Source organism: Sporosarcina sp. GW1-11 (assembly GCF_033088395.1).
GTDB lineage: Bacteria > Bacillota > Bacilli > Bacillales_A > Planococcaceae > Sporosarcina.
This window is the reverse complement of record NZ_JAPMIW010000018.1, coordinates 19,795-43,357: the sequence shown is the minus strand read 5'-3', so window position 1 is coordinate 43,357 and position 23,563 is coordinate 19,795. Positions and strand designations below refer to the sequence as shown.

At 40.3% G+C, this 23,563-nt stretch carries 25 protein-coding genes; 23 read left to right on the top strand and 2 right to left on the bottom strand.

Annotated elements, in window-relative coordinates; genetic code table 11:
• The first annotated feature begins 32 nt into the window (after window positions 1-32).
• From rsmG to ORD22_RS11430, 5 genes are all read left to right on the top strand, one after another.
• Window positions 33-752, top strand: a complete 720-nt coding sequence (gene rsmG / locus ORD22_RS11450) for a 16S rRNA (guanine(527)-N(7))-methyltransferase RsmG (protein WP_317646145.1) — start codon at window positions 33-35, stop codon at window positions 750-752.
• Window positions 753-827: 75 nt separating this feature from the next.
• The gene (noc, locus tag ORD22_RS11445; protein WP_317646128.1) at window positions 828-1,691 is read left to right on the top strand and encodes a nucleoid occlusion protein; all 864 of its coding nucleotides are present in this window, start codon (window positions 828-830) and stop codon (window positions 1,689-1,691) included.
• A gap of 194 nt (window positions 1,692-1,885) precedes the next feature.
• Entirely contained in the window at window positions 1,886-2,647 is a 762-nt protein-coding gene (locus ORD22_RS11440; RefSeq protein WP_317646126.1) for a ParA family protein, read from the top strand.
• On the top strand, window positions 2,640-3,476 hold the full coding sequence (locus tag ORD22_RS11435; RefSeq protein WP_317646125.1) for a ParB/RepB/Spo0J family partition protein: 837 nt from the start codon (window positions 2,640-2,642) through the stop codon (window positions 3,474-3,476). The genes ORD22_RS11440 and ORD22_RS11435 overlap by 8 nt, the downstream gene beginning before the upstream one ends.
• 68 nt (window positions 3,477-3,544) lie before the next feature.
• Window positions 3,545-4,249 carry a DUF554 domain-containing protein gene (locus ORD22_RS11430; protein ID WP_317646124.1) on the top strand — a complete coding sequence of 235 codons (705 nt, stop codon included), beginning with the start codon at window positions 3,545-3,547 and terminating at the stop codon, window positions 4,247-4,249.
• Here the strand turns inward: ORD22_RS11430 and yyaC are convergent.
• Window positions 4,160-4,801, bottom strand: coding sequence for a spore protease YyaC (gene yyaC, locus ORD22_RS11425; protein WP_317646123.1), 642 nt, complete (start codon window positions 4,799-4,801; stop codon window positions 4,160-4,162). The genes ORD22_RS11430 and yyaC overlap by 90 nt on opposite strands.
• A 120-nt stretch (window positions 4,802-4,921) precedes the next feature.
• Here yyaC and ORD22_RS11420 point away from each other — a divergent pair, with 120 nt between their 5' ends.
• The 3 genes from ORD22_RS11420 (at window position 4,922) to ychF (ending at window position 7,251) form a co-directional block, all read left to right on the top strand.
• Window positions 4,922-5,857, top strand: coding sequence for a mechanosensitive ion channel family protein (locus ORD22_RS11420; RefSeq protein WP_317646122.1), 936 nt, complete (start codon window positions 4,922-4,924; stop codon window positions 5,855-5,857).
• 1 nt (window position 5,858) lies between these two features.
• Window positions 5,859-6,056, top strand: a complete 198-nt coding sequence (locus tag ORD22_RS11415; RefSeq protein ID WP_317646121.1) for a DUF951 domain-containing protein — start codon at window positions 5,859-5,861, stop codon at window positions 6,054-6,056.
• Between the two features lie 94 nt (window positions 6,057-6,150).
• A complete protein-coding gene (gene ychF / locus ORD22_RS11410) occupies window positions 6,151-7,251 on the top strand; it encodes a redox-regulated ATPase YchF (RefSeq protein ID WP_317646120.1) in 1,101 nt (366 codons plus the stop codon).
• 251 nt (window positions 7,252-7,502) lie between these two features.
• Here the strand turns inward: ychF and ORD22_RS11405 are convergent, their stop codons facing one another.
• Entirely contained in the window at window positions 7,503-8,045 is a 543-nt protein-coding gene (locus ORD22_RS11405; RefSeq protein WP_317646119.1) for a DUF3267 domain-containing protein, read from the bottom strand.
• Window positions 8,046-8,199: 154 nt separating this feature from the next.
• Here ORD22_RS11405 and rpsF point away from each other — a divergent pair, with 154 nt between their 5' ends.
• The 15 genes from rpsF (at window position 8,200) to ORD22_RS11330 (ending at window position 23,530) form a co-directional block, all read left to right on the top strand.
• Window positions 8,200-8,487, top strand: a complete 288-nt coding sequence (gene rpsF / locus ORD22_RS11400; protein WP_317646118.1) for a 30S ribosomal protein S6 — start codon at window positions 8,200-8,202, stop codon at window positions 8,485-8,487.
• Between the two features lie 47 nt (window positions 8,488-8,534).
• On the top strand, window positions 8,535-9,056 hold the full coding sequence (ssb, locus tag ORD22_RS11395; RefSeq protein ID WP_317646117.1) for a single-stranded DNA-binding protein: 522 nt from the start codon (window positions 8,535-8,537) through the stop codon (window positions 9,054-9,056).
• Window positions 9,057-9,098: 42 nt separating this feature from the next.
• Window positions 9,099-9,338, top strand: coding sequence for a 30S ribosomal protein S18 (gene rpsR / locus ORD22_RS11390; RefSeq protein ID WP_317646144.1), 240 nt, complete (start codon window positions 9,099-9,101; stop codon window positions 9,336-9,338).
• A gap of 304 nt (window positions 9,339-9,642) precedes the next feature.
• Window positions 9,643-10,587 carry a YybS family protein gene (locus tag ORD22_RS11385; protein WP_317646116.1) on the top strand — a complete coding sequence of 315 codons (945 nt, stop codon included), beginning with the start codon at window positions 9,643-9,645 and terminating at the stop codon, window positions 10,585-10,587.
• A 4-nt stretch (window positions 10,588-10,591) separates the two neighbouring features.
• Window positions 10,592-12,565, top strand: coding sequence for a DHH family phosphoesterase (locus tag ORD22_RS11380; protein ID WP_317646114.1), 1,974 nt, complete (start codon window positions 10,592-10,594; stop codon window positions 12,563-12,565).
• Complete coding sequence (rplI, locus tag ORD22_RS11375) at window positions 12,565-13,011, top strand: 50S ribosomal protein L9 (protein ID WP_317646143.1); 447 nt, start codon at window positions 12,565-12,567, stop codon at window positions 13,009-13,011. Before ORD22_RS11380 ends, rplI begins: the two co-directional genes overlap by 1 nt.
• Window positions 13,012-13,035: 24 nt before the next feature.
• Window positions 13,036-14,382 carry a replicative DNA helicase gene (gene dnaB / locus ORD22_RS11370; protein WP_411567647.1) on the top strand — a complete coding sequence of 449 codons (1,347 nt, stop codon included), beginning with the start codon at window positions 13,036-13,038 and terminating at the stop codon, window positions 14,380-14,382.
• Between the two features lie 190 nt (window positions 14,383-14,572).
• Window positions 14,573-15,283 (top strand): response regulator YycF, encoded by a 711-nt coding sequence (gene yycF / locus ORD22_RS11365; RefSeq protein WP_317646141.1) that lies wholly within the window; start codon window positions 14,573-14,575, stop codon window positions 15,281-15,283.
• A 6-nt stretch (window positions 15,284-15,289) separates the two neighbouring features.
• Window positions 15,290-17,113 carry a cell wall metabolism sensor histidine kinase WalK gene (gene walK, locus ORD22_RS11360; RefSeq protein WP_317646112.1) on the top strand — a complete coding sequence of 608 codons (1,824 nt, stop codon included), beginning with the start codon at window positions 15,290-15,292 and terminating at the stop codon, window positions 17,111-17,113.
• On the top strand, window positions 17,104-18,435 hold the full coding sequence (locus ORD22_RS11355) for a YycH family regulatory protein (protein WP_317646111.1): 1,332 nt from the start codon (window positions 17,104-17,106) through the stop codon (window positions 18,433-18,435). Before walK ends, ORD22_RS11355 begins: the two co-directional genes overlap by 10 nt.
• Window positions 18,422-19,234 carry a two-component system regulatory protein YycI gene (locus ORD22_RS11350; RefSeq protein ID WP_317646109.1) on the top strand — a complete coding sequence of 271 codons (813 nt, stop codon included), beginning with the start codon at window positions 18,422-18,424 and terminating at the stop codon, window positions 19,232-19,234. Before ORD22_RS11355 ends, ORD22_RS11350 begins: the two co-directional genes overlap by 14 nt.
• Window positions 19,235-19,245: 11 nt before the next feature.
• On the top strand, window positions 19,246-20,034 hold the full coding sequence (locus ORD22_RS11345; RefSeq protein ID WP_317646108.1) for an MBL fold metallo-hydrolase: 789 nt from the start codon (window positions 19,246-19,248) through the stop codon (window positions 20,032-20,034).
• A gap of 110 nt (window positions 20,035-20,144) precedes the next feature.
• Window positions 20,145-21,371: a S1C family serine protease gene (locus ORD22_RS11340; protein WP_317646107.1), complete on the top strand. Its 1,227-nt coding sequence runs from the start codon at window positions 20,145-20,147 to the stop codon at window positions 21,369-21,371.
• 402 nt (window positions 21,372-21,773) lie between these two features.
• A complete protein-coding gene (gene rlmH / locus ORD22_RS11335; protein ID WP_317646104.1) occupies window positions 21,774-22,253 on the top strand; it encodes a 23S rRNA (pseudouridine(1915)-N(3))-methyltransferase RlmH in 480 nt (159 codons plus the stop codon).
• A gap of 281 nt (window positions 22,254-22,534) precedes the next feature.
• Window positions 22,535-23,530 (top strand): virulence RhuM family protein, encoded by a 996-nt coding sequence (locus ORD22_RS11330; protein ID WP_317646103.1) that lies wholly within the window; start codon window positions 22,535-22,537, stop codon window positions 23,528-23,530.
• Window positions 23,531-23,563 lie beyond the last annotated feature (33 nt).

Here is a 23,563-nt window from a genome sequence, read left to right as displayed (position 1 = left end):
AGGCGTCAGTCTTTTTGAAAAGGAATGAGAATATGACGGAAGAACAGTTTTATGATTCGTTACGACAAAAAGGCATCGAGTTGTCTGATGTGCAAAAGCAACAGTTTAAACGCTATTTTGAAGTGCTCGTAGAGTGGAATGAAAAGATGAATTTAACAGCAATTACGGATGCACCTTCAGTATATTTAAAGCATTTCTATGATTCCATCACTAGTTCATTCTACGTGGATTTAACAGCAGTTGAATCTATTTGTGATGTAGGAGCAGGTGCAGGCTTCCCGAGCGTACCATTGAAGATTTGCTATCCACATCTTCAAGTAACGATCGTAGATTCATTGAATAAAAGAATCAATTTCTTGAATCATTTAGCGGGCGAATTGGAGTTAGAAAATGTAGCTTTTGTTCACGCAAGGGCTGAAGATTTCGGACGCAATCCAAAGTATCGCGAACAATTCGATTTAGTGACTGCTCGTGCAGTGGCACGCTTGTCGGTATTATCCGAATTATGCTTGCCAATTGCTAAAGTAGGAGGCCTTTTTGTTTCAATGAAAGGTGCAGCTGCTTCAGAAGAACTGCAAGAGGGAGCAAAAGCCGTTAAATTACTTGGGGCTAAATTGCAAGAAGAACATGAATTTTTATTGCCGGAAGAAAATAGTGAACGGCATATATTCATCTTTAAAAAGAGTAAACAAACACCTAAGAAATATCCTCGAAAACCAGGAGTGCCGAATAAGACGCCTATTACAGGTTAAGTACGTAAAGATGTTTCACGTGGAACAGAGAGAAAAGTTGTTAAAGGGACTAGTTTCGAAAAGGTGGTGCAGGGGTTGAAAAATACTTTATCGCGCTTTTTTGGTGGGGGAGAAAAGATGGAATTGGTTGAGGAAGTGGTAGTTCAGCAACTTGAAAAAGTAGATCAAGTTGCGATTGATTCAATTGTGCCGAATCAGTTTCAGCCACGGACAATATTTAGTGAAGAAAAGATTGAAGAACTCGCTAGAACAATCCATACGCATGGTGTAATTCAACCAATTGTGATTCGTCAGATGGATGATGGACAATATGAAATCATTGCAGGGGAACGTAGATATCGTGCTATGCGCAAGCTTGGTTGGACAGAAGTACCAGCAATTGTACGTAATCTAAGTGATAAAGAAACAGCTTCCGTTGCTTTAATTGAAAACTTACAACGCGAAGAACTTACTGCGATTGAAGAAGCATATGCCTACGAAAATCTATTGAAACTTCATGAACTGACACAAGAAGCCTTAGCGCAAAGATTAGGCAAAGGTCAGTCGACAATTGCGAATAAGATGCGATTATTAAAGTTGCCTAAAGAAGTACAAGACGCAATCCTGAAACAAGAGATTTCCGAACGACACGCACGTGCTCTGTTACCGTTGAAAGAGACAGCGCTACAGATTGAAGTAATGGAAGAAGCAAAATTAAATCAATACAACGTCAAGGAAATTGAAAGTCGAATTAAAGAAATTTTGCATCCAATTGAAAAAGCACAACCAGAAAAAAAACGAGCATCCCGTCAAAAGGCTGTTAGTAGAGATGTGAGAATTGCAGTAAATACTTTAAGAGAGTCACTAACTTTGATGACTAAGAGTGGGATCGAAGTGGAATCGCAAGAAATAGACTCTGAAGATTGCTATACAATTACGGTTAAAATACTTAAAAAGTGACATAAAAAAACTCTTGCTGTCCGACTAGCAAGAGTTTTCTTATATATCAATAGAGTTCGTCCTGTGAAGATGATAAAATAGTAGAGACTTAAAGAACGATAAGTGGAATATTGGGTGTCTAAAGAAGTTATACTTAAGCCAAGGCACATAATAGGTAACCAATAATTGAAATTTGAAAGAAAGCGGGTGCGAGAGTGGGTAAGATTATCGCCATAGCAAATCAAAAAGGAGGAGTCGGTAAAACAACGACTTCTGTAAACTTAAGCGCATGCCTTGCCCATATAGGCAAAAAAGTGCTCTTTATCGACTCTGATCCACAAGGGAATGCAACAAGTGGAGTCGGTGTCAACAAAGGAGATGTACACGACTGTATTTACAATATGCTCATCGATGACGTACCAGTACAAGATGTCATCTTACATACGGACATTGAGAACTTAGACATCATTCCTGCTACAATTTCATTGGCAGGAGCTGAGATTGAACTAGTCTCTACAATTTCTCGTGAAGTACGTATGAAACATGCGATTCAAGACATTAAAGGGCAATACGACTATGTCATTATCGACTGTCCGCCATCGCTCGGATTACTGACGTTAAATGCATTGACGGCTTCTGACTCAATTATTATTCCCGTGCAATGTGAATACTACGCATTGGAAGGACTCAGTCAGTTGCTTAGCACCATTCGTCTCGTTCAAAAACACTTAAATGAGTCGTTATACATTGATGGTGTCTTATTGACGATGTTTGATGCGCGTACCAATTTAGGTATTCAAGTCATTGAAGAGGTAAAGAAGTATTTCCAAGACAAAGTGTATAAAACAATTATTCCACGGAATGTCAGATTAAGTGAAGCACCTAGTCATGGAAAGCCGATTATTTTGTATGATTCCAGATCAAAAGGTGCGGAAGTCTATTTAGAGTTGGCAAAGGAAGTGGCGGAGAATGAGTAAAGGTCTAGGTAAAGGGCTAAACGCTTTGTTTCCTCGGGAGTCCTTGGAAAAGGTAGAGTTACTGCGATTAAAAAGCATTCAAGCAAACCCGTTTCAACCACGTACAATATTTGATGATGCATCACTAATCGAGTTAAGCGAATCGATTAAAGAACATGGCGTACTACAACCAATTATCGTAAGAAGCGTAGGCACCGGGTATGAAATTGTTGTAGGTGAAAGACGATACCGTGCTTCAGAGTTGGCAGGTAAAAAAGAGATTCCGGCAGTCGTTCGAGAGTTAACAGATGAACAATCTATGGAAATGGCCATTCTAGAAAATCTACAACGCGAAGATTTAACACCGATAGAAGTAGCAGAGGCTTACCAGCGATTGATGGACAGTTTGCAATTAACACAAGAACAATTAGCATTTCGATTAGGTAAAAGCAGACCTCATATTGCTAACCACATTCGATTGTTGGCATTACCCGAGCAAGTGCTAAAAGATATTTCCCAAGGAATTTTATCGATGGGACATGGACGCACATTATTAGGATTGAGAAATAAGGAACAAATTGTAGCTATTGCTGAAAAAACTAAGAATGAACACTTAAATGTTCGCCAATTAGAAAAGCTTGTACAGCAATTAAATGAAGATGTTCCACGTGAAACGAAGAAAACAAAGAAGAAAGATTTGTTTCTCGCAGAACAAGAATCAACATTACGAGAACAATTCGGAACGAAAGTCACGATTAAGAAGATGAAGAATAAAGGTAAAATCGAAATTGAATTTTTATCTGATGAGGACTTCGAGCGTATCCTAGAGATTTTAAGTAATGAACGATAATACACATACCTATTTTGCTTCTGAAGCAGAATAGGTTTTATTCTTGAAAAGAACATGGACGTGAATGGATGATATTATTTGGTTCGCTGTTTAATGTATTAACAATTGTGATTGGCACATTAATAGGACGGTTTTTGCACGGTATACCAGAGCGAATGAAAGAAACGATTATGTATGGTATTGGTCTTGCAGTTGTAGCCATTGGTTTACAGATGACGTTCCAAACTACACAGATTGTTATTGTGATTATTAGTATTGTGATCGGTGCAATCATTGGTGAATGGATTGACTTAGATCAAAAGGTGAATCTTTTGGGTCAATGGATAGAAAGTAAGTTGCCTTCAAAAAAGGAGAGCCCGGGTATTGCTCAAGGGTTCGTGACTGCTACATTAATATTTTGTGTAGGTTCAATGGCAATCATTGGCGCAATCGATAGCGGACTCCGAAATGACCATAATGTTCTGGTGATGAAAGGAATATTGGATGGTTTTACATCGATTATTTTAAGTTCCACACTAGGAATTGGCGTTGCCTTTTCTGCGATACCTCTACTTATTTACCAAGGGAGTATTACATTCCTTGCTACGTTCATTAGTCGTTTTGTTCCGGATCAGTTGTTGCAGTTCTTTATTTCCGAAATGACAGCAACGGGTGGATTAATGATTGCAGCGATTGGTTTGAATTTAATCGGTTTGACCAAGATCCGGATAGCGAACTTTATTCCAGGGATTGGCGTAGTGGCTATTATTGTAACGATCGTTTACGCATTCTGATTTTTGACGATGGTGCGCAAGTTGTAAAGCACGTCCAATCATTCGACTCATTTCAAACGGTAAATGTAGTCGAGTACTTTGTAACACAGCTTGTTCCATAAATCCTGCAATATTAACGACACCTTTAATGGACACATCACCAACAGGGGGGAGTTCTTTTCCGACGGCTTTCCCTGGCAAGATCGGGCCATTTTGGAATAATAGATGACCGACTGCGTCCCTTTTACTAAGACAGGCATCTATAGCTACAGTAAAAGCGTCAGGATAAAGCGTTTCTGTCTGTTCAATCCGCTGCTCTAGATTAAGCGCATGTAGAGGGTTTTCTAGTGTGCCGATCACCTGGTAGGGAAAGAGACTGAGTTCAGAAAGATAAGAACCGGTAAGTGGGCCTAGAGCATCTCCCGTCGAACGATCTGTGCCGATACAATAGAAAATGATTGGCTGTTGTTTAAAAGGGATATGTTCGATGAAATATGAACTTAATTTCCAGACGACAGCGGATTCTTTATAGGAAATGCGGTATTGATAAGAAGAAGGTTCGGCTATATACATATGGAGACACCATTCCTTTATATTTTCTATACGCTAGATTACTGAAGTAAACCTACGTACGTATTGCTGTGCAGTATAGCCTGGTGTGTAAAGGTTTATACGGAAGGAGGATTTCTTTCAATGACAGTGGCTACAAAAGCAGATGTGAAAGAAAACCTAGGAACTGTGGAAGAGACAATTAAAGAGGCAGTAAAGCAAACGACTGAGCAAGCAAATAATACGATACTTGACTCTACGTTTTGGTTTGGTACGGGACTTTTTGCATTGCGAATCTTTTTAATCATTGTCGTCGCGAGTATTTTGGTGAAAGTAGGTCATATACTCATTCGACGTTCTTTCGCTATTAAATTGAAAAGCCCAATGCGCAAGACGGAAAGACGAGAAAAGACGATCGTTAAGTTGCTTGAAAATGCATTGACGTATGTTGTGTATTTTTCTGCTATATTAGCTATTTTGTCAGAGTTTAAAATTGATGTGAAGGGACTTTTAGCTGGTGCAGGGGTTCTTGGTTTGGCGGTTGGCTTTGGCGCACAGAGCCTAGTAAAAGACGTCATCTCAGGTTTTTTTATCATTTTTGAAGATCAATTTGGGGTGGGGGATTATGTCCGGATCAATACGGCTGAAGGAACGGTAACAGAAATTGGATTGCGAACAACGAAAGTCGCTTTATTCGGTGGCGAACTGTATATCGTACCGAATGGACAAATTGGCGAGGTAATCAATTTCTCCGTGAATAATTCTAAACTTATATTGGATCTTGACTTATCTTATGAAACGGATATTGATCATGCAGCAGAATTAATTAATGGATTTTTGAATAACTTACCAAAGGATCGCTATGCAGAAGTGATTGGTATTCCGGAAGTGATTGGTGTTCAAAGACTTGACGCCTCTAGTGTTGTGCTACGTATTATAGCGGAGACAGAACCAGTTGCAAACTTTGGAGCAGGACGAAAATTACGTCAGGACTTGAAGAAGTTTATGGATGAGAATGGGATTGAGCTACCATATCCGAAAATGGTGTTGTATCAAGAAAAGACGAAAGGAGATTCATAAGATGGCGGAGAAAGAGTTTGATTTGCATGATGTCGTGGAGATGAAAAAACCACATCCTTGTGGTACGAATGCATGGAAAATTATACGTATGGGTGCTGATATTCGGATCAAGTGTGAAGGTTGTGGACATAGCGTTATGATTCCGCGCAATGAGTTTGCTAAGAAGATGAAAAAAGTTTTGCTAAAGAACGAGTCTTGAGAACAAATAGACATTCATAGGTATTGTCCTTATAATGAAATGGTTGACTAGCGAATAATGAAATTTTTGAATAGATGAGAAGGGTGTGGGAAGAATGGCGTTAACAGCAGGAATTGTAGGTCTTCCGAACGTAGGAAAATCAACGTTATTTAATGCAATTACAAAAGCAGGAGCAGAGGCGGCAAACTATCCGTTCTGTACTATTGATCCAAACGTAGGGATTGTTGAAGTACCAGATGAACGATTAGAAAAACTGACAGAACTTGTCACGCCAAAGAAGACTGTACCAACAGCATTCGAATTTACGGATATTGCAGGAATTGTAGAAGGTGCGAGTAAAGGTGAAGGACTCGGAAATAAATTCCTTTCACATATTCGTGAAGTAGATGCGATTTGCCAAGTTGTTCGTTGTTTCGAAGATGAGAACATTACGCACGTAGCAGGGAAAGTAGATCCACTATATGACATCGATATTATCAACTTAGAATTGATTTTGGCTGACATGGAAAGTGTGGAAAAGCGTTTAGCACGTGTCTCTAAAATGGCTAAACAAAAAGAAAAGGCAGCAATGATTGAAGAACCTGTGTTATTGAAGTTGCGAGACGGCTTCGAAAAAGAAATGGCGGCTCGTGCAATTGATTTGACAGATGATGAATTCCAAGTAATTAAGGGTATGAATTTATTGACGATCAAGCCGATGCTATATGTGGCAAACGTTTCAGAAGATGAAATAGTAGATGCAGACAATAACCCATATGTTCAGCAAGTACGTGACTTCGCTGCGAAAGATAATGCAGAAGTTATCGTTGTTTGTGCGAAGATTGAAGAAGAAATGGCAGAGCTTGAAGACGATGAGAAAGCAATGTTCCTTGAAGAACTAGGCATCAAGGAATCGGGACTAGATCAATTGATCAAAGCAACGTACAAATTGCTTGGATACGCTACGTACTTCACGGCAGGCGTACAAGAAGTTCGTGCATGGACGTTCCGTCTAGGGATGAAAGCTCCGCAATGTGCAGGCGTAATCCATACAGATTTCGAACGTGGATTCATTCGTGCGGAAACAGTAGCGTATGATGATTTAGTTGAGCACGGTTCAATGACGGCAGCAAAAGAAGCTGGTAAAGTTCGTTTAGAAGGTAAAGAGTACATCGTTAAAGACGGAGACGTTATGCTGTTCCGTTTCAACGTATAATATAAAAAGCTGTTTCTCCTATTAAAGGGGAAACAGCTTTTTCATTGTAGATAAAGGCATGGCTAATAGAAAGGTCCACCATTACGCTACGTTTCAGGCGAGCGCATTCGGGAGGATCAGCGTCCGCCTTATGACCCTGGATTGAGCATAGCGAGGGGAGCAGCATAAGCTACGCCCTCCGGAAAGCGTCCCTTTCTGTAACAGAAATCCCAGACAAAACGTTAAGTACTCACTTTTGGATCCGACATTTTTTACTCAGCCGAATAAATATACAACTTCGGCAATTCAGGATCATCCTTGACCATTGCATCGTCGGGAAATTTCTTTAGTTCTTTGTACATTGCAAAGTCACCAGCGGCACCGCCGATCAACGTCGCTGCTAACACTAGCAGGACACCGTCGCCAATATAAAGTGCAATAATAGCGGGTAAGATGCCAGTCATCCAAAACGGCCACAATAGCGCTTTGCGGATGCTTTTATTGTCCATTAGCTGATCAGCAGTGGCATAAGCGATACCCATTTTCAAATTGACGCCGTAGTCCATATTCTTCCACGGTACGTTGCAGAAAATACGGAAGCCAAGCAAATGGAAAAACTCATGTATAACAATCAATAGTATGTAACCGATACAAAAATACAAGAAATACCACCATGAAAAGCTTAGGAACAATCCACTCTCTAAAAAGAAACGAATCAACAAAAGTATAAAGAGCGGTAGGAAGGTTAGCCAAATGCTTTGCTTCGCTACTTTTTGTAAATCTAACTCTACAATGACAGGATCTTGTTGTTCCATATGAAATCACTCCTTAAATTATTCAGTATAGTATATTAAGGGTTGATATTAAAGCAGAGTTATGGTAATATCAACTGATGTGAGTAATATCTAAATTACTTACTCCTTGCCCGCTTGAAAAAGCAGGGCCAAGTCCATAAGGAGGTGACTATTGATGAGAAAGTACGAGATTATGTACATTATGCGCCCAACTCTTGAAGATGACGCGAAAAAAGCGTTGATTGAACGTTTTGATAACGTCTTAACTTCAAACGGAGCGGAAATCATCGAGTCGAAAGAGTGGGGCAAGCGTCGTCTTGCATACGAAATCGACGATCTACGTGAAGGTTACTACCAATTAGTAACTGCAAACGCTGGTAACGAAGCAATCGATGAATTTACACGCCTAGCGAACATCAACGAAGATATTCTTCGTCATATGACAGTTCGTGTGGATGCGTAAGCTGATATAAATAATTTATTCCAATGATGAGGGAGGTTTGATTCTGAATGATAAACCGTGTCGTTTTAGTTGGTCGATTAACGAAAGATCCTGAGCTAAAGTATACACAAACTGGTGTTGCTGTGACTCGTTTCACATTGGCAGTGAACCGTGCGTTCACTAACCAGCAAGGAGAGCGAGAAGCAGATTTTATTAGCTGTGTAGCTTGGCGTAAACAGGCTGAAAATATCGCGAATTACTTACGAAAAGGAAGTCTTGCCGGAGTAGATGGCCGTATACAGACGGGCAGCTTTGAAGGACAAGATGGTAAGCGTGTTTACACGACAGAAGTTGTTGCGGACAGTACCCAATTCCTAGAACCGCGTGGAGCTAATACAGAACGGCCGCAGGCACCGTCTTATGGCGGTGGAGTACCTTCGTATAATGCACCTATGCAAGACCAAGGACAAGGATACAACAACCAGCAATCCTACCAACCGAATCAGCAAAATATAACGCGTGTTGACAATGATCCATTCCAATCAGGCGGCGGTCCAATCGAAGTAACTGATGATGACTTGCCATTCTGATAGAACGTTTCACTTAATACGCAAATAGGAAGGAGGACAACAATTATGGCACCACGTCGTGGAGGTCGCAGACGCCGTAAAGTTTGCTATTTCACTTCTAACAACATTACACATATCGACTATAAAGATGTTGACTTGTTGAAGAAGTTTATCTCTGAGCGAGGAAAAATGTTGCCTCGTCGAGTTACTGGTACAAGCGCTAAATACCAACGTAAATTGACGATTGCAATCAAACGTGCACGCATCATGGCACTTCTTCCGTTCGTTTCAGAAGAGCGGTAATATACAAACCGCCACTGACTGAGTTATTCAGTCAGTGGCGGTTTTTTATTTACCTATTTATTGACGTTAGGGTAATAGTAAAGTAAAGATATATCACGGGCATTTGGAGCTGCTATTCATTGTAAAGCCTCCCATATAACTGGAAGATGACACAACGCGTCCTTTTGATTTCAGGTCGAATCATGATACAATTAGAAGGGTGAATGTAGAATAATTATAATCAGTGTTCATACAAATTTGTTTACTTACGCAACTAATGGTAAGCAGAAACAAAAAGTTATGAATGAATTGAGGCGTGAAAGATATGCAAGATCAAACAAGGAGAATTACGTATGGTGCGATGATGGTAGCACTCTTCGCCATACTACTAGCATTTACATTGTATGTGCCATTACTCGGGATGTTGACATTATTGCTAATCCCACTGCCTGTGACATTATACCGTTTACGTTACGATCGACTATCTACGTCGCTCGTAGCTGCGTGTACATGGCTCATTACCTTGTTGATTGGTGGATTGTTATCTATACCTTCTGCAATTGTTTTGAGTATGGTCGGATTCGTTATTGGAGACGCTGTTCGAACGGGCAAGTCAAAACTTTATGTATTCATGGCAACTGGTGTAACACTTCTTCTATCTTTAAGTGCGCTGTATCTTGGATCTGTTTGGTTTTTCAAAATCAATCCAATCGATCAGCTACTGCAACAATTTGAAACTATACAAAAAGAAGCACTTAGCATTTTAAGTGGAATGGGTAATTCAACAAAAGAAGTAGAGCGGATGGTTGCAGAAGCATTTTCGTATTACCAAACCATTATCCCATCGCTATTTATTTTGTCAGTTTTTATAACGGCTTACTTTTTTATTATGCCCATTATGGCAGTGGCCGCACGATTACGTTTTGAGGTCCCTAAATTCGCATCCTTCTTAACTATGCGCTTGCCATTTGCAACCGTTGTTGTTTATCTGGCACTATTAATGATTTCTATACTGTCGCAACCAGAACAAGGAACGACATTTTATCTAATGGAAGCAAATGCTATACTCATCTTCCGATTCTTATTCTTTTTACAAGGTCTGGCATTGATTTACTACGCATTGCAAAAGATGAAGCTACCTGTCATTGTCAACGTACCTGCTACGCTACTCGCAATGTTCCTTAGTCCATTCACCGTAATGCTCGGTGTATTAGATATCGCAATTAATATTCGCGCATGGATAGATCAAGACAGAGAGGGGAGGAGTTAAGACATTGAATTTATTTTATAAAAAACGAGCGATACGAATTCCGCTAGCTGTCTTGTCTTTCCTAGGAGCAATAGGTGCAGTGTTACTAATGCTATTTCAATTTTGGGCTGGACTCATTTTTGCAGTTCTCTATGCTATGGCTTTGGCAATAGCATGGAAGATAGAGAATGAAGGCTATCTGGAAACTGAAAAATATATCGAAACCTTATCCTATCGAATGAAAAAGGTCGGTGAGGAAGCATTACTAGAATTACCTATAGGAATTATCTTGCTTAATGATAAGCAATTAATCGAGTGGGTGAATCCGTTCGTCTCTACTATTTATCCAGATAAGTCATGGGTAGGATCCGCGCTCTATGAAGTGAATGAAGACTTCCGACAAGTTATGAAAGAGGATACAGAGCAGGATATCATCAAACTGAATAACCGCTCGTATAAAGTGTATTATAAGCCGGAAGAAAAATTACTCTATTTATTTGATGTAACAGAGCGCATAAAGATCCAATCCCTTTACTACGCGGATCGGACGACGATAGGGATTTTGCTTGTCGATAACTACGATGAGTTATCTCAGACAATGGATGACCAAACGAGGAGTCAGATGAACTCGCTTGTCACATCATTGGTCAATGAATGGGCAGATGAAAACGGTATTTTCGTAAAACGTATTTCATCTGAACGGTTCTTGGCAGTATTCAATGAAGGTACGTTAGAGCAATTAGAGAAAACGAAATTTACAATATTGGATACAATCCGTGAAAATACATCAAAAAATACAGCACCACTTACACTCAGTATTGGTGTAGGAACGGGCACGACATCACTGACAGAACTAGGTGAATTAGCGCAGTCGAGTTTGGACTTAGTATTAGGTCGTGGTGGTGACCAAGTGGCTATTAAACACCATGATGGTAAGCTGAAGTTTTACGGCGGTAAAACGAACCCCGTGGAGAAGCGTACAAGAGTACGTGCGCGTGTCATCTCGCATGCGTTGCGTGACTTAATTCAAGATAGTGATCGTGTGTTTGTAATGGGGCATAAGATGCCTGACATGGACGCAATTGGTGCATCTATCGGTGTTCGTAAAATGGCTCGCATGAACGGTGTTGAAGGATATGTAGTCGTCAATTTTGATGAGCTCGATGCGAGTGTAAGCCGATTGATGGATGAAGTTGAGAAAGATGAAGACTTATTCAATCATATGCTTATGCCGGATGAAGCATTGGAATTGATGACGGAGCGTTCACTTGTCGTCATTGTCGATACACATAAACCGAGCATGGTCATTGATGAGCGTGTTCTAGACAAGGCACAGAAGGTTGTTTTGATCGACCATCATCGTCGTGGGGAAGAGTTCATCAACAACACCGTACTCGTCTATATGGAGCCGTACGCGTCCTCTACAGCGGAGCTCGTTACGGAATTGCTGGAGTATCAGCCAAAGAATGAAAAGTTAACGATGCTAGAATCAACAGCAATGCTTGCGGGGATCGTTGTTGACACGAAAAGCTTTACATTGCGTACAGGTGCACGTACCTTTGAAGCTGCTTCCTATTTACGGACGAATGCAGCAGATACCGTACTTGTACAACGTTTGTTAAAAGAAGATATTACGACGTATATCGAGCGTTCTAAATTAATTGAAACGGTAGAATTGGTCGGATCCGGTGAAATAGCGATTGCTAAGGGCAATGATGAAGTGATCCATAGCTCCGTACTCATCGCGCAAACGGCGGATATACTTCTAACGATGCAAGGTATTTCTGCATCATTTGTCATAGCTAAACGTGGGGATGGGAAGGTTGGAATTAGCGCCCGTTCTTTAGGTGATTTAAATGTCCAAGTCATCATGGAAGACTTGGGAGGTGGCGGTCATTTGACGAATTCTGCCTGCCAGTTAGAAGTAGAGACAATAGAAGAAGCAGTGAGTAAGTTAAAAGATACAATTAATCAATATGTTGAGAGGGGAAATGAATGATGAAAGTTATTTTCTTGAAGGATGTTAAAGGAAAAGGTAAAAAAGGTGACGTGAAAGAAGTATCGACTGGTTACGCACAAAACTATTTATTGAAAAATAATATAGCAATTGAAGCTACGCCGAGCAACTTAAGCCAACTAGAAGGACAAAAAAATCGTCAAAAGAAAGACGCAGCAGCTGAATTAGCAGAAGCAAAGGAATTGAAAGAAACTATCGAGAAGTTAACAGTTGAACTAAAAGCAAAGTCTGGTGAAGGCGGACGTTTATTCGGCTCCATCACATCGAAACAGATTGGCCAAGCACTTGAAAAACAACATAAAATCAAAGTTGATCGTAGAAAAATGGAATTACCTGATGCAATCCGTGCACTTGGTTTCACAAATGTTCCGATTAAATTACACCCTGATGTAGCAGCAACGCTTAAAGTGCATGTTACAGAAGAATGATAAGGAGATAATAGCTTGAACCAGATGATCGAGCGTACGCCTCCTCATAATAATGAAGCAGAACAGTCGGTCATCGGAGCTGTATTTTTAGAACCACAAGCTTTAATTACCGCATCGGAAATTTTAATGCCTGAAGACTTTTATCGAGTAGCGCATAAGAAGATTTTCGAGACGATGCTTGTGCTAAGTGATAAAGGACAGCCAATCGATCTCGTGACAATCACTGAAGAGTTAAAGGTGAAAAACGAGTTAGAAGATATCGGAGGCATCTCGTACCTAACAGAGCTTGCGAATGCCGTGCCGACTGCTGCAAATATTGTCTATTATGCCAATATCGTAGAAGAGAAGTCGTTGCTACGTAAGTTAATCCGCGTAGCAACCGGGATTGTTGAAGATGGTTATACACGTGAAGATGAGGTCGAAGCTTTACTAGGTGAAGCTGAGAAAAAGATGATGGAAGTGTCCAGTCGAAAAAATGCTGGAGATTTCCGTCACATCAAAGACGTTTTAGTAGAGACCTATGACAATATCGAGTTACTGCATACCCGTAAAGGGGACGTTACAGGCATTCCTACAGGATTCCGTGATTTAGATAAAATTACAGCAGGCTTTCAACGTAATGACTTGATCATTGTAGCAGCGCGTCCATCGGTCGGTAAGACAGCATTCGCTTTGAACGTAGCGCAAAACGTCGCGACAAAAACAGATGAGAATGTCGCGATTTTTAGTCTAGAGATGGGTGCTGAACAGCTAGTCATGCGTATGCTTTGTGCGGAAGGTAATATTGATGCACAAGTGCTTCGTACAGGGAATCTAGAGGCTGATGATTGGCGTAAACTTACGATGGCAATGGGTTCACTATCCAACGCAGGCATTTTCATCGATGACAGTCCAGGTATTCGTATCAACGAAATCCGTTCTAAATGCAGACGTTTGCAGCAAGAACATGGATTGGGCATGATTATGATTGATTACTTGCAGTTGATCATGGGAAGCGGCCGCGGTAGTGATAACCGTCAGCAAGAAGTATCCGAAATTTCACGTTCATTGAAAGCTTTAGCGCGGGAATTGAAAGTTCCTGTCATAGCGCTTTCCCAGCTATCACGTGGGGTAGAGCAACGACAAGATAAGCGACCAATGATGTCTGACTTACGTGAATCAGGAAGTATTGAGCAAGATGCTGATATCGTGTCATTTTTATATCGTGAAGACTATTACGATAAGGAAACTGAAATGCAAAACATGATTGAAATCATTATCGCCAAGCAACGTAACGGCCCAACCGGTACAGTAACTTTAGCGTTTGCGAAAGAATATAATAAGTTTCTTAATATTGACTGGAGTCAGCACGAAGGCCCTCCTCCTAACTAATAGTACAACACTTCCTCTCTAAACTTATAGAATAGGAAGTGTTGTTTTTTATTTGGGACAAGTTATAGGTACCTGAAAAAAGTGCGATTTGACCGTATTCGTGATAGAGTTAAAGGATATGGAAAGAAATTTTACAAGCAGTAAACAGTCTAAAAAACCGATCGCCTTCGTGGCGGGAAAGGAACAGACCATGCAAAACAAAACGATCTTTATAGTAGACGATGAAAAACCCATTGCGGATATTATAGAATTTAACTTAAAAAAGGAGGGATTCAATGTCTTTTGCGCATATGACGGTGAGGATGCCATTAATCGTGTAGAAGAAATTCAACCCGACCTCATGCTGCTCGATATTATGTTACCTAAACGTGATGGCATGGAAGTATGCCGTGAAGTGCGTAAAAAGTATGACTTCCCAATAATTATGTTAACCGCCAAAGATTCAGAAATTGATAAAGTATTAGGACTTGAACTAGGCGCGGATGATTATGTAACTAAACCATTCGGAACACGTGAATTAATTGCACGTGTTAAAGCAAATTTACGACGTCATGCGAGAACGATAGCAGAAGACCAAGAGGAAGCGACGAATGATATTACAGTAGGACATTTGGTTATTCAACCAGATGCATATTTCGTCCAAAAACGTGGCGAAACAATTGAACTGACACATCGTGAATTTGAGTTGCTTTATTATTTAGCAAAGCATATCGGCCAAGTCATGACACGGGAACACTTGCTGCAAACGGTATGGGGCTATGATTACTTTGGAGATGTACGGACAGTAGACGTTACGATTCGTCGTTTGCGTGAGAAGATCGAAGACACACCTAGTCACCCTAGCTGGATTGTTACAAGACGTGGTGTAGGCTATTATTTGCGCGACCCGGAACAGGAGTAAGACACTATGCAGAAAGTAGGTTTTTTCCGTTCGATTCATGTTAAGTTTGTCTTGATTTATGTCCTGCTTATTCTCGTATCGATGCAGATTATCGGGCTTTACTTTGCTCGTGAACTAGAACAAACGCTGAAAGAAAACTTTACTAACTCAATTGTCGATCGGATGAATTTAGTTGAATATAGTGTAAGAGAAGAGATGATGAAAAAGCGTAAAGATGGTGATCCCACTCTTGAGCAAAGCTTGAGAAAAGTCTTAGTAGAGTTCACTTCGGACGACATTATTGAAATACGTGTCATTAACTCAAAGTATCGTATTCTCGCAACTTCATCTTATGAAAGTCAAACGAGGGTTGGTCAGCATTCCACAAATGACAGTGTTAGGCGGTCGATTACGTCTGAGACAATTAAAGATGCCATAACGCTTGATCCCCAGACACAGACACGAGTGCTATCTTTAGCCCAACCTATAGTAGACAGCAATGAAGTAATTGGCTCTCTATACGTTGAGGCGAATATAGAGTCCGTGTTCCAGCAAATTGAAGAAATTAACCGCATACTGGCCGGAGCAGCTGCTGTATCATTAACGATCACAATTGTTGTTGGTATTTTCATCGCTCGAACATTTACGCGTCCAATATCCGACATGCGGCGACAAGCTCGGGCAATGGCGAATGGTAATTTCACACGTAAAGTAAAAGTATACGGGACTGATGAAATGGGGCAATTGGCGATTGCATTCAACCATTTGACCAATCAATTACAGGAATCTCAATCTACAACCGAGAGTGAAAGGCGAAAGCTAGCCTCTGTTCTCGAAAACATGACGGACGGTGTCATATCAACTGATCGTAAAGGACGTATTAGTTTGATCAATGACTCGGCCTTACAAATGCTTGATGTGACAAATGATTTAGTGATCAACCGACCGATTACAAGCATTCTTGGCATCGAGTCTGACTATACATTTGAAGAATTGATTCAGGTCAAAGAGTCGATTCCATTAGATTTCAGTACCGAAGAACAATCCTATATTTTACGTGCAACTTTTTCTGTTACACAGCGCGAGACAGGCTTCGTCAATGGCTTGATCGTCGTACTTCATGATAATACGGAGCAAGAAAAGATTGATATGGAACGTCGCGAATTCGTTTCAAACGTTTCACATGAATTACGGACGCCACTTACTACGATGCGCAGTTATTTAGATGCGCTAGCTGAAGGTGCATGGAGAAATGAAGAGATTGCACCGAATTTCCTACGCGTAACGCAAAACGAAACCGAGCGAATGATTCGACTCGTCAATGACTTGCTAAAACTTTCTCGTATGGATAGTAAGGAATATGAACTGAATAAAGAATGGGTAGAATTCAATCGTTTCTTCAATGCTGTCATTGAACGTTTTGAGTTCTCTAAATCAAAAAATGTTCGATTCACAAGGAATTTGTATTCCAGTAGTTTGTTTGTAGAAATTGACACCGATAAACTGACGCAAGTGCTTGATAATATTATTTCCAATGCCTTGAAATACTCACCGGATGGCGGGGAAGTTCGTTTCGGAGTCACAGTTTCTGGTGACTATATTAAAGTCATGATTTCAGACGACGGTATGGGAATTCCTAAATCCAATGTCACACGAATTTTCGACCGATTCTATCGTGCAGATCGAGCGCGTTCACGTGCACTTGGCGGGACAGGCCTAGGTCTTGCCATTGCCAAAGAAATGATAGTGGCCCATAAAGGAGAGATTTGGGCACAAAGTGAAGAAGGGAAAGGAACAACAATCTTCTTCAACTTGCCATTTGAACAACAAGAGGATGGTGAGTGGGATTGAAATACGTAGAAACTGTCAAATCTATCGTATTACTATTGCTTGTAGTCTTGAGTATCATGTTCACATTTACGGTCTGGAATTTTTCACCGAACTATGAACCGATGGAACAAATGCAAACAGTGGATATTTCCATTGCAGAAAAAAAGACAATCGATGAGATTATCAAACCATATAAAATAATTACAAACTTAAAGGATCAAGTACTCGGCTCCGTAGAAGCAAGTAAGATTAATACGATTCTTTCTGAAATGGGAAATTGGGAGATTAGTGATTTTCACCTTATCAATCAGAAATTAAGTAAGTTGGAGATTGCCCAACTATTACAACGGCCTAGTCAGATGACATTATACTTTCCTGGCGAAGTACCGATTCTTGTATACGATAATGTTCTACTCATGAGTGACACGAACATACCGGAATCGACATTCAATCGATTGATTATCGACTGGAGTCAGTCTACTCAATTGCCGACACTTCACTTTGTCAGTGAAGCAAACGGCTTGCATTACCAAGCGCAAATCACGCTATCTAATAAATCAAGTTTCTTGCGTAATGTGGTAGATGTCGGTCAATCGTTTAATGAATATGCGGAAATTGATCGTGGCAACGCTCCTTTGCTAGCGGTGCCAAAAGATCCTGTTTCGACCACTCGAAATACGTATTATCAGGAAGAAATCAATCCACGTAGTTTTCGAGATGCATTATTCACTGACCCGAATGCCGTGAAGCGTAGTCAAGTGGATTCCAGCCATGAAGAATATGGAGACGACCATGCATTCATGAGCGTCAATATGAAGACTAAAATGCTGAACTATGTCATGCCAGCCGCGGAATCTCAAGAAATAGCTATTCCTTCAGAGCTTCTACTAAATACCATCGATTTCATTAACGAACATGGTGGTTGGACAGATGAATTCCGTTTCACTTATATGAATCCAATCTCGCGTCACGTGGAGTTTCAGTTATATGTAGATGGTTTACCGGTTTATAGCGACCAATCAGAAACAAATAAGATCACCCAGAAATGGGGAGAATCACGTGTTTTTAAATACATCAGACCGTACTATACACTTGACGTCAATGTGGAAAAGGTAGAGGAAGAGCTACCTTCAGGGATAGATGTAGCAGAAGCCTTAAAAAATTCCGATGAACTAAATTTTGATTTGATTGATGAAATCACTGTTGGCTATTATTTGATCCATGATGAAAATCGAAACTTGCTCATTTTGCAACCTTGTTGGTATTACCTAATCAAAGATAACTGGTTCCGCTTCACACCAGCGCAGTATTCTGGGGGAGGTGAACAGTTTGGATTGGAATAAAACCAAAACAATTTTCATCATCGTCTTTTCCATTCTGAATATTTTCTTGTATTGGTTATACTTGGATCGTCAAATGGATGTAGATAATATGCAAGTCATACCAAAGATGTCTTTAGAAGATGCATTAGAGCTAGAAGAGGTCACATACAATCCAGTTCCGTTCATGAAAAAGGAAGTCTCTTACTTATCTGCACATATCGCTAGTTTTTCAGAGGAAGATTTGAAAAGCTTAAGTAGCCAATCCTTCGTTTTAATCGAAAACTCAAGATTGCTTTCTCATATGAAAAAACAAATTTCCATAAAAGATGAAAAAGGCGAATTTGAATTTGACGATTTTCTTTTGAAGTATGTTCTAAAAGGAAATAGTTATGTACTCTGGGAAGTGGATGAAGAGAATCAGCGCGCGACTTTCTTTCAGCGTGTAAAGAATGAAACGATATTCCATAGTCCGAACGCCATGCTAGTCATTCACTGGGATGGTGATGAAAATGTGACTCATTATGAGCAAAGTATGTTGGATGATTTCGTCAGCTTTAATCATAAGAAGGATTTGCTGTCACCAGACGATGCAGTAGGTTCACTCGTGACAAGGGGCTATTTGAAGCAAGGTTCTACTGTTATGCAAGTGAAGTCCGGTTATTCGATATTAGTTCAGCTAACGGAAACTCAAGTATTTGCACCAACGTGGAACATTCAGGTAAAATTAAGAGATGGGACAATCGAAAATTACTTCATCAATGCGATTGAAGGAAAGTTTATCGAGTTCCAACCTAATATGTTAGAAGAACAAACAGAATAGGAGTTTTCCACATGCGCTTTAGCATTTTGGCGAGCGGCAGCACAGGCAACTCGCTATATATAGAGACCGATGAACATGCGTTTCTTGTAGATGCAGGGATGAGCGGCAAGAAAATAGAAGGTTTACTTGCATCAATTGGTCGTTCCATGCAACAAATTGACGGCATTTTCGTCACACATGAACACAGTGATCATATTAAAGGGATTGGCGTTCTCGCAAGAAAGTACAAAACCCCCATTTATGCCAATGCAAAAACATGGCAGGCGATGGACGGACTTGTCGGCGAGATTCCTATTGATCAGCGTTTTCATTTTGATATGGAGACGGTGAAAACATTTGGCTCACTGGATATCCAATCATTTGCTGTATCCCACGACGCTGCGGATCCGATGTTCTACACATTCAATGAAGGCAATCGCAAGCTAGCAATCATTACCGACACAGGCTACGTTAGCGATCGCATGAAGGGGCATATTCAAGGTGCAGATAGTTTTGTATTCGAAAGTAATCATGATGTCAGTATGCTTCAGATGGGACGCTATCCATGGTCCATCAAACGTCGTATATTGAGTGACGTCGGACACGTATCTAACGAAGATGCGGCCGTCGCAATGAGCGAAGTAGTAGCTCAAAAAGACACACAAATTTACTTAGCCCACTTGAGTCTAGATAATAATATGAAGGACTTAGCGCGTATGAGCGTAGCGCAAACACTTGAAGACTGTGGCATTCGTGCAGGAGAATTTGTCCACTTGCATGATACAGACGCCTCAGAATCCACGGAACTTGTGCTAGTCTAACAAAAACGCAAAAAGCCTTACTTAAATTAGTGGGGCTTTTTGCATTTTCATTGGGGCGTTGGGGTACAGTATATGTAGGAAACTTTGGAACTGAAGAGGAGGAGTAGCGGATGGATGAAGAAAGAAGAGAGTCGGAGTGGCAACCTAAATCACAGATAGAACCAACGCGTCAACCGAAACGCAAGGGTGGCTTTTGGCCAGGTTTATTCGGCGCATTACTTGGCGGTTTGATCGTATTTGGGGTCATGATGAATTTTACAGAAGTTCCAGGTAAAGAAAGTGACGTGCAGAAGGATCTCGGGGTAGGCACAACAAACTCCCAGCACATCCAAGTACCAATGGATATTTCCAATGAAGTAACAGACGTAGTAGCAGACGTTGCAACGGCCGTTGTAGGCATCACCAATATCCAGACAGTCCAGGACTTCTGGTCATCCACAACGTCGACACAAGAAGCTGGATCAGGATCTGGCGTCGTGTATAAAAAGGTAGGCGACAAAGCATATATTGTCACGAATCATCATGTCGTAGAAAACTCTGAAGAGCTTGAAGTCACATTTGATGATGGCACAAAAACAAAGGGAAAACTAATCGGTAGCGATCTATGGACTGACCTGGCTGTGGTCGAAATCGACGCGAAACATGTCGATAAGGTAGTTGAATTTGGTGATTCAGATGCACTAAAACGTGGTGAAACGGTCATCGCCATCGGAAATCCACTAGGTCTTGGTTTTGCAGGATCCGTAACAGTCGGTGTCATTTCAGGTAAAGACCGGTCGATTCCAATGGATCTTAATAAAGACGGTATTGTTGATTGGCAAGCAGACGTCTTACAGACAGATGCAGCGATCAATCCAGGGAACTCAGGCGGTGCATTGATCAACATGGCAGGCCAACTGATTGGTATAAACTCCATGAAGATCTCTCAAGAGACGGTAGAAGGTATTGGCTTAGCGATTCCGATCAATATTGCGTTACCGATTATCGAGCACTTAGAAGAAACAGGACAAGTTAATCGTCCGACAATGGGCGTATCATTACTCGATCTTCAACAAATTCCAATCCAGCAACAACAACAGACATTGAATTTACCTGAAGATGTGACAGAAGGCGTTGTTGTCACAGATATAATGGCAAATTCACCAGCTCAAGCAGCAGGTGTAAAGAAGTATGATACAATTGTGCAGCTAGATGAAGAAAAGGTGACAGATATGGTCGCACTTCGTAAATACTTGTACAATAAGAAAGAAATTGGCGATACATTGAAAGTAAAAGTATACCGAGATGGCAAACAGTTGGACTTAGAGATGGTGTTGAAAGACGGAAACACATTCTAAACTATCCACATAGTGAACAACTTTCAATCCACATCAGGTATTGTAGCAAAACTGCGCTACGATGCCTGATTTTTTTATGAAGTTATCCAATTGTGGATAGAATCAAAATAATGTGCATAATATTGTGTAAAATAAAATATGTAAAAAATAGACTAATTAAAATTACTGACAAGTGCTAACACCTTACAGGTCAATAGGTTATGAGGTTTTTATTTTTTTATGAAAGAAACAAAGCACAAATAAAAAAACTAGTCAGGAAAAAGTTATCCACAATTCTGTGGTAAACTAAAGAGAGAGTTTTATATGTAGTAGTGAGCAGGTAGCCAGGCACAAGATATAGATTCGGCTGTGGATATGTGCATAAGTATTGTGTATAACTTTTGGAAAGTGAGTGGATAAGTTGTGAATATAATAATTGTGACCGTGGGTAAGTTAAAAGAGAAGTATTTGAAACAAGGAATAGAAGAGTATACAAAGCGTCTAAATAGCTATGCCAAAATGCAATTAGTCGAAGTAGCTGATGAAAAAGCACCTGAAACACTAAGCGAAGCCGACATGGAAATCGTCAAAAAGAAAGAAGCCGATCGAATCTTAGCTAAAATTGCACCAGACGCGTATGTCATCGCACTAGCAATCGACGGTAAAATGAAAACTTCGGAAGAATTCGCAGCGAGTATTGAATCATTAATGACATACGGTAAGAGCAAAATTGTCTTTGTCATTGGCGGATCACTAGGGTTACATAGTAGTGTATTGCAGCGTGCGAATGAGAAGTTATCATTTTCTAAGATGACGTTTCCTCATCAGTTGATGAAGTTGGTGTTAGTGGAGCAGATTTATCGTGGGTTTCGGATTATTAAGGGGGAACCGTATCATAAGTGAATGGCAAACAGGGAATAGTGTTGAAGCTTACTAAGGAAATTTTAAATCAGTACAATTGACATAAAGACAGCAATGAGAAGTAGGAGTTATTAATCCATTATTAGAAAGTGTTGTAACTGAAATTCATGGTGGTGACTCAGTAAAATATCCATTTCTTCTGCATGGAGGGACTTCTTTTCCATATACCATTACACTGAGATGAGAAGTTAAAATCAGGTTAAAATGAAAAAATAATAACGGTAATTTAAGTGAAAAGGAAAACTTGAAAAGGGAGCGAGGAAATGGAGAATAATACAAACATATTGATGTATCAAACGGAAGATGGTCACACCAAGATCAATGTAAGATTGGAAGATGAAACCGTTTGGATGACGCAGAAGGCTATCGCAGAGCTGTTTCAAAAAAGTGTCAATACAATCAATGAGCATATTAAGAATATTTATAGTGAAGGCGAACTCGATGAACAATCAACTATTCGGCGAAACCGAATAGTTCAAATCGAGGGGAAAAGGGAAGTAGAGCGTGAAGTTTCATTTTATAATCTTGAAATGATTCTCGCTATAGGGTATCGGGTGCGTTCTCATAGAGGTACACAATTTCGTCAATGGGCAACGGAACGACTTAATGAATATCTTGTTAAAGGATTTACAATGGATGACGAACGTCTTAAAGAAGTGAGAAATCTTGGACAGGATTACTTTGATGAATTACTGGAACGGATTCGGGACATCCGCGCTTCCGAAAAAAGATTCTACCTTAAAATTACTGATATCTATGCTACATCAGTTGATTATGATAAAACGGCGAAGGTTACTAAAGACTTCTTTGCAACGGTTCAAAACAAGCTTCACTTTGCTATTCATGGTCAAACGGCCGCCGAACTTATTGCAAGCCGAGCAGATGCTACAAAAGAAAATATGGGATTAACAAGTTGGAAGGGCGATAAAGTCCGTAAGCAGGACATCACTGTCGCCAAGAATTATTTAACAGAAAAAGAAATGAAGTCTCTTAACAGAATTGTAACAATGTATCTCGATTACGCAGAAGATCAAGCCGAGCGAAACCGCCCAATGTATATGAAGGATTGGATAGAAAAGCTAAATGGTTTCTTACAATTCAACGATCGGGATATTCTTGAACATGCTGGAAAAGTATCAAAGGCTGTGGCAGACCAATTGGCATCAGACGAATATGATAAATTCAATCAGTATCGGATACAACAACCTTCGTCCAATGACTTTGAGGAGTTTATTAAGAAAAAGGGTTTGGACAAGTAAAAAGAGCCATCCATAAGGTCAACTTTGAACTTA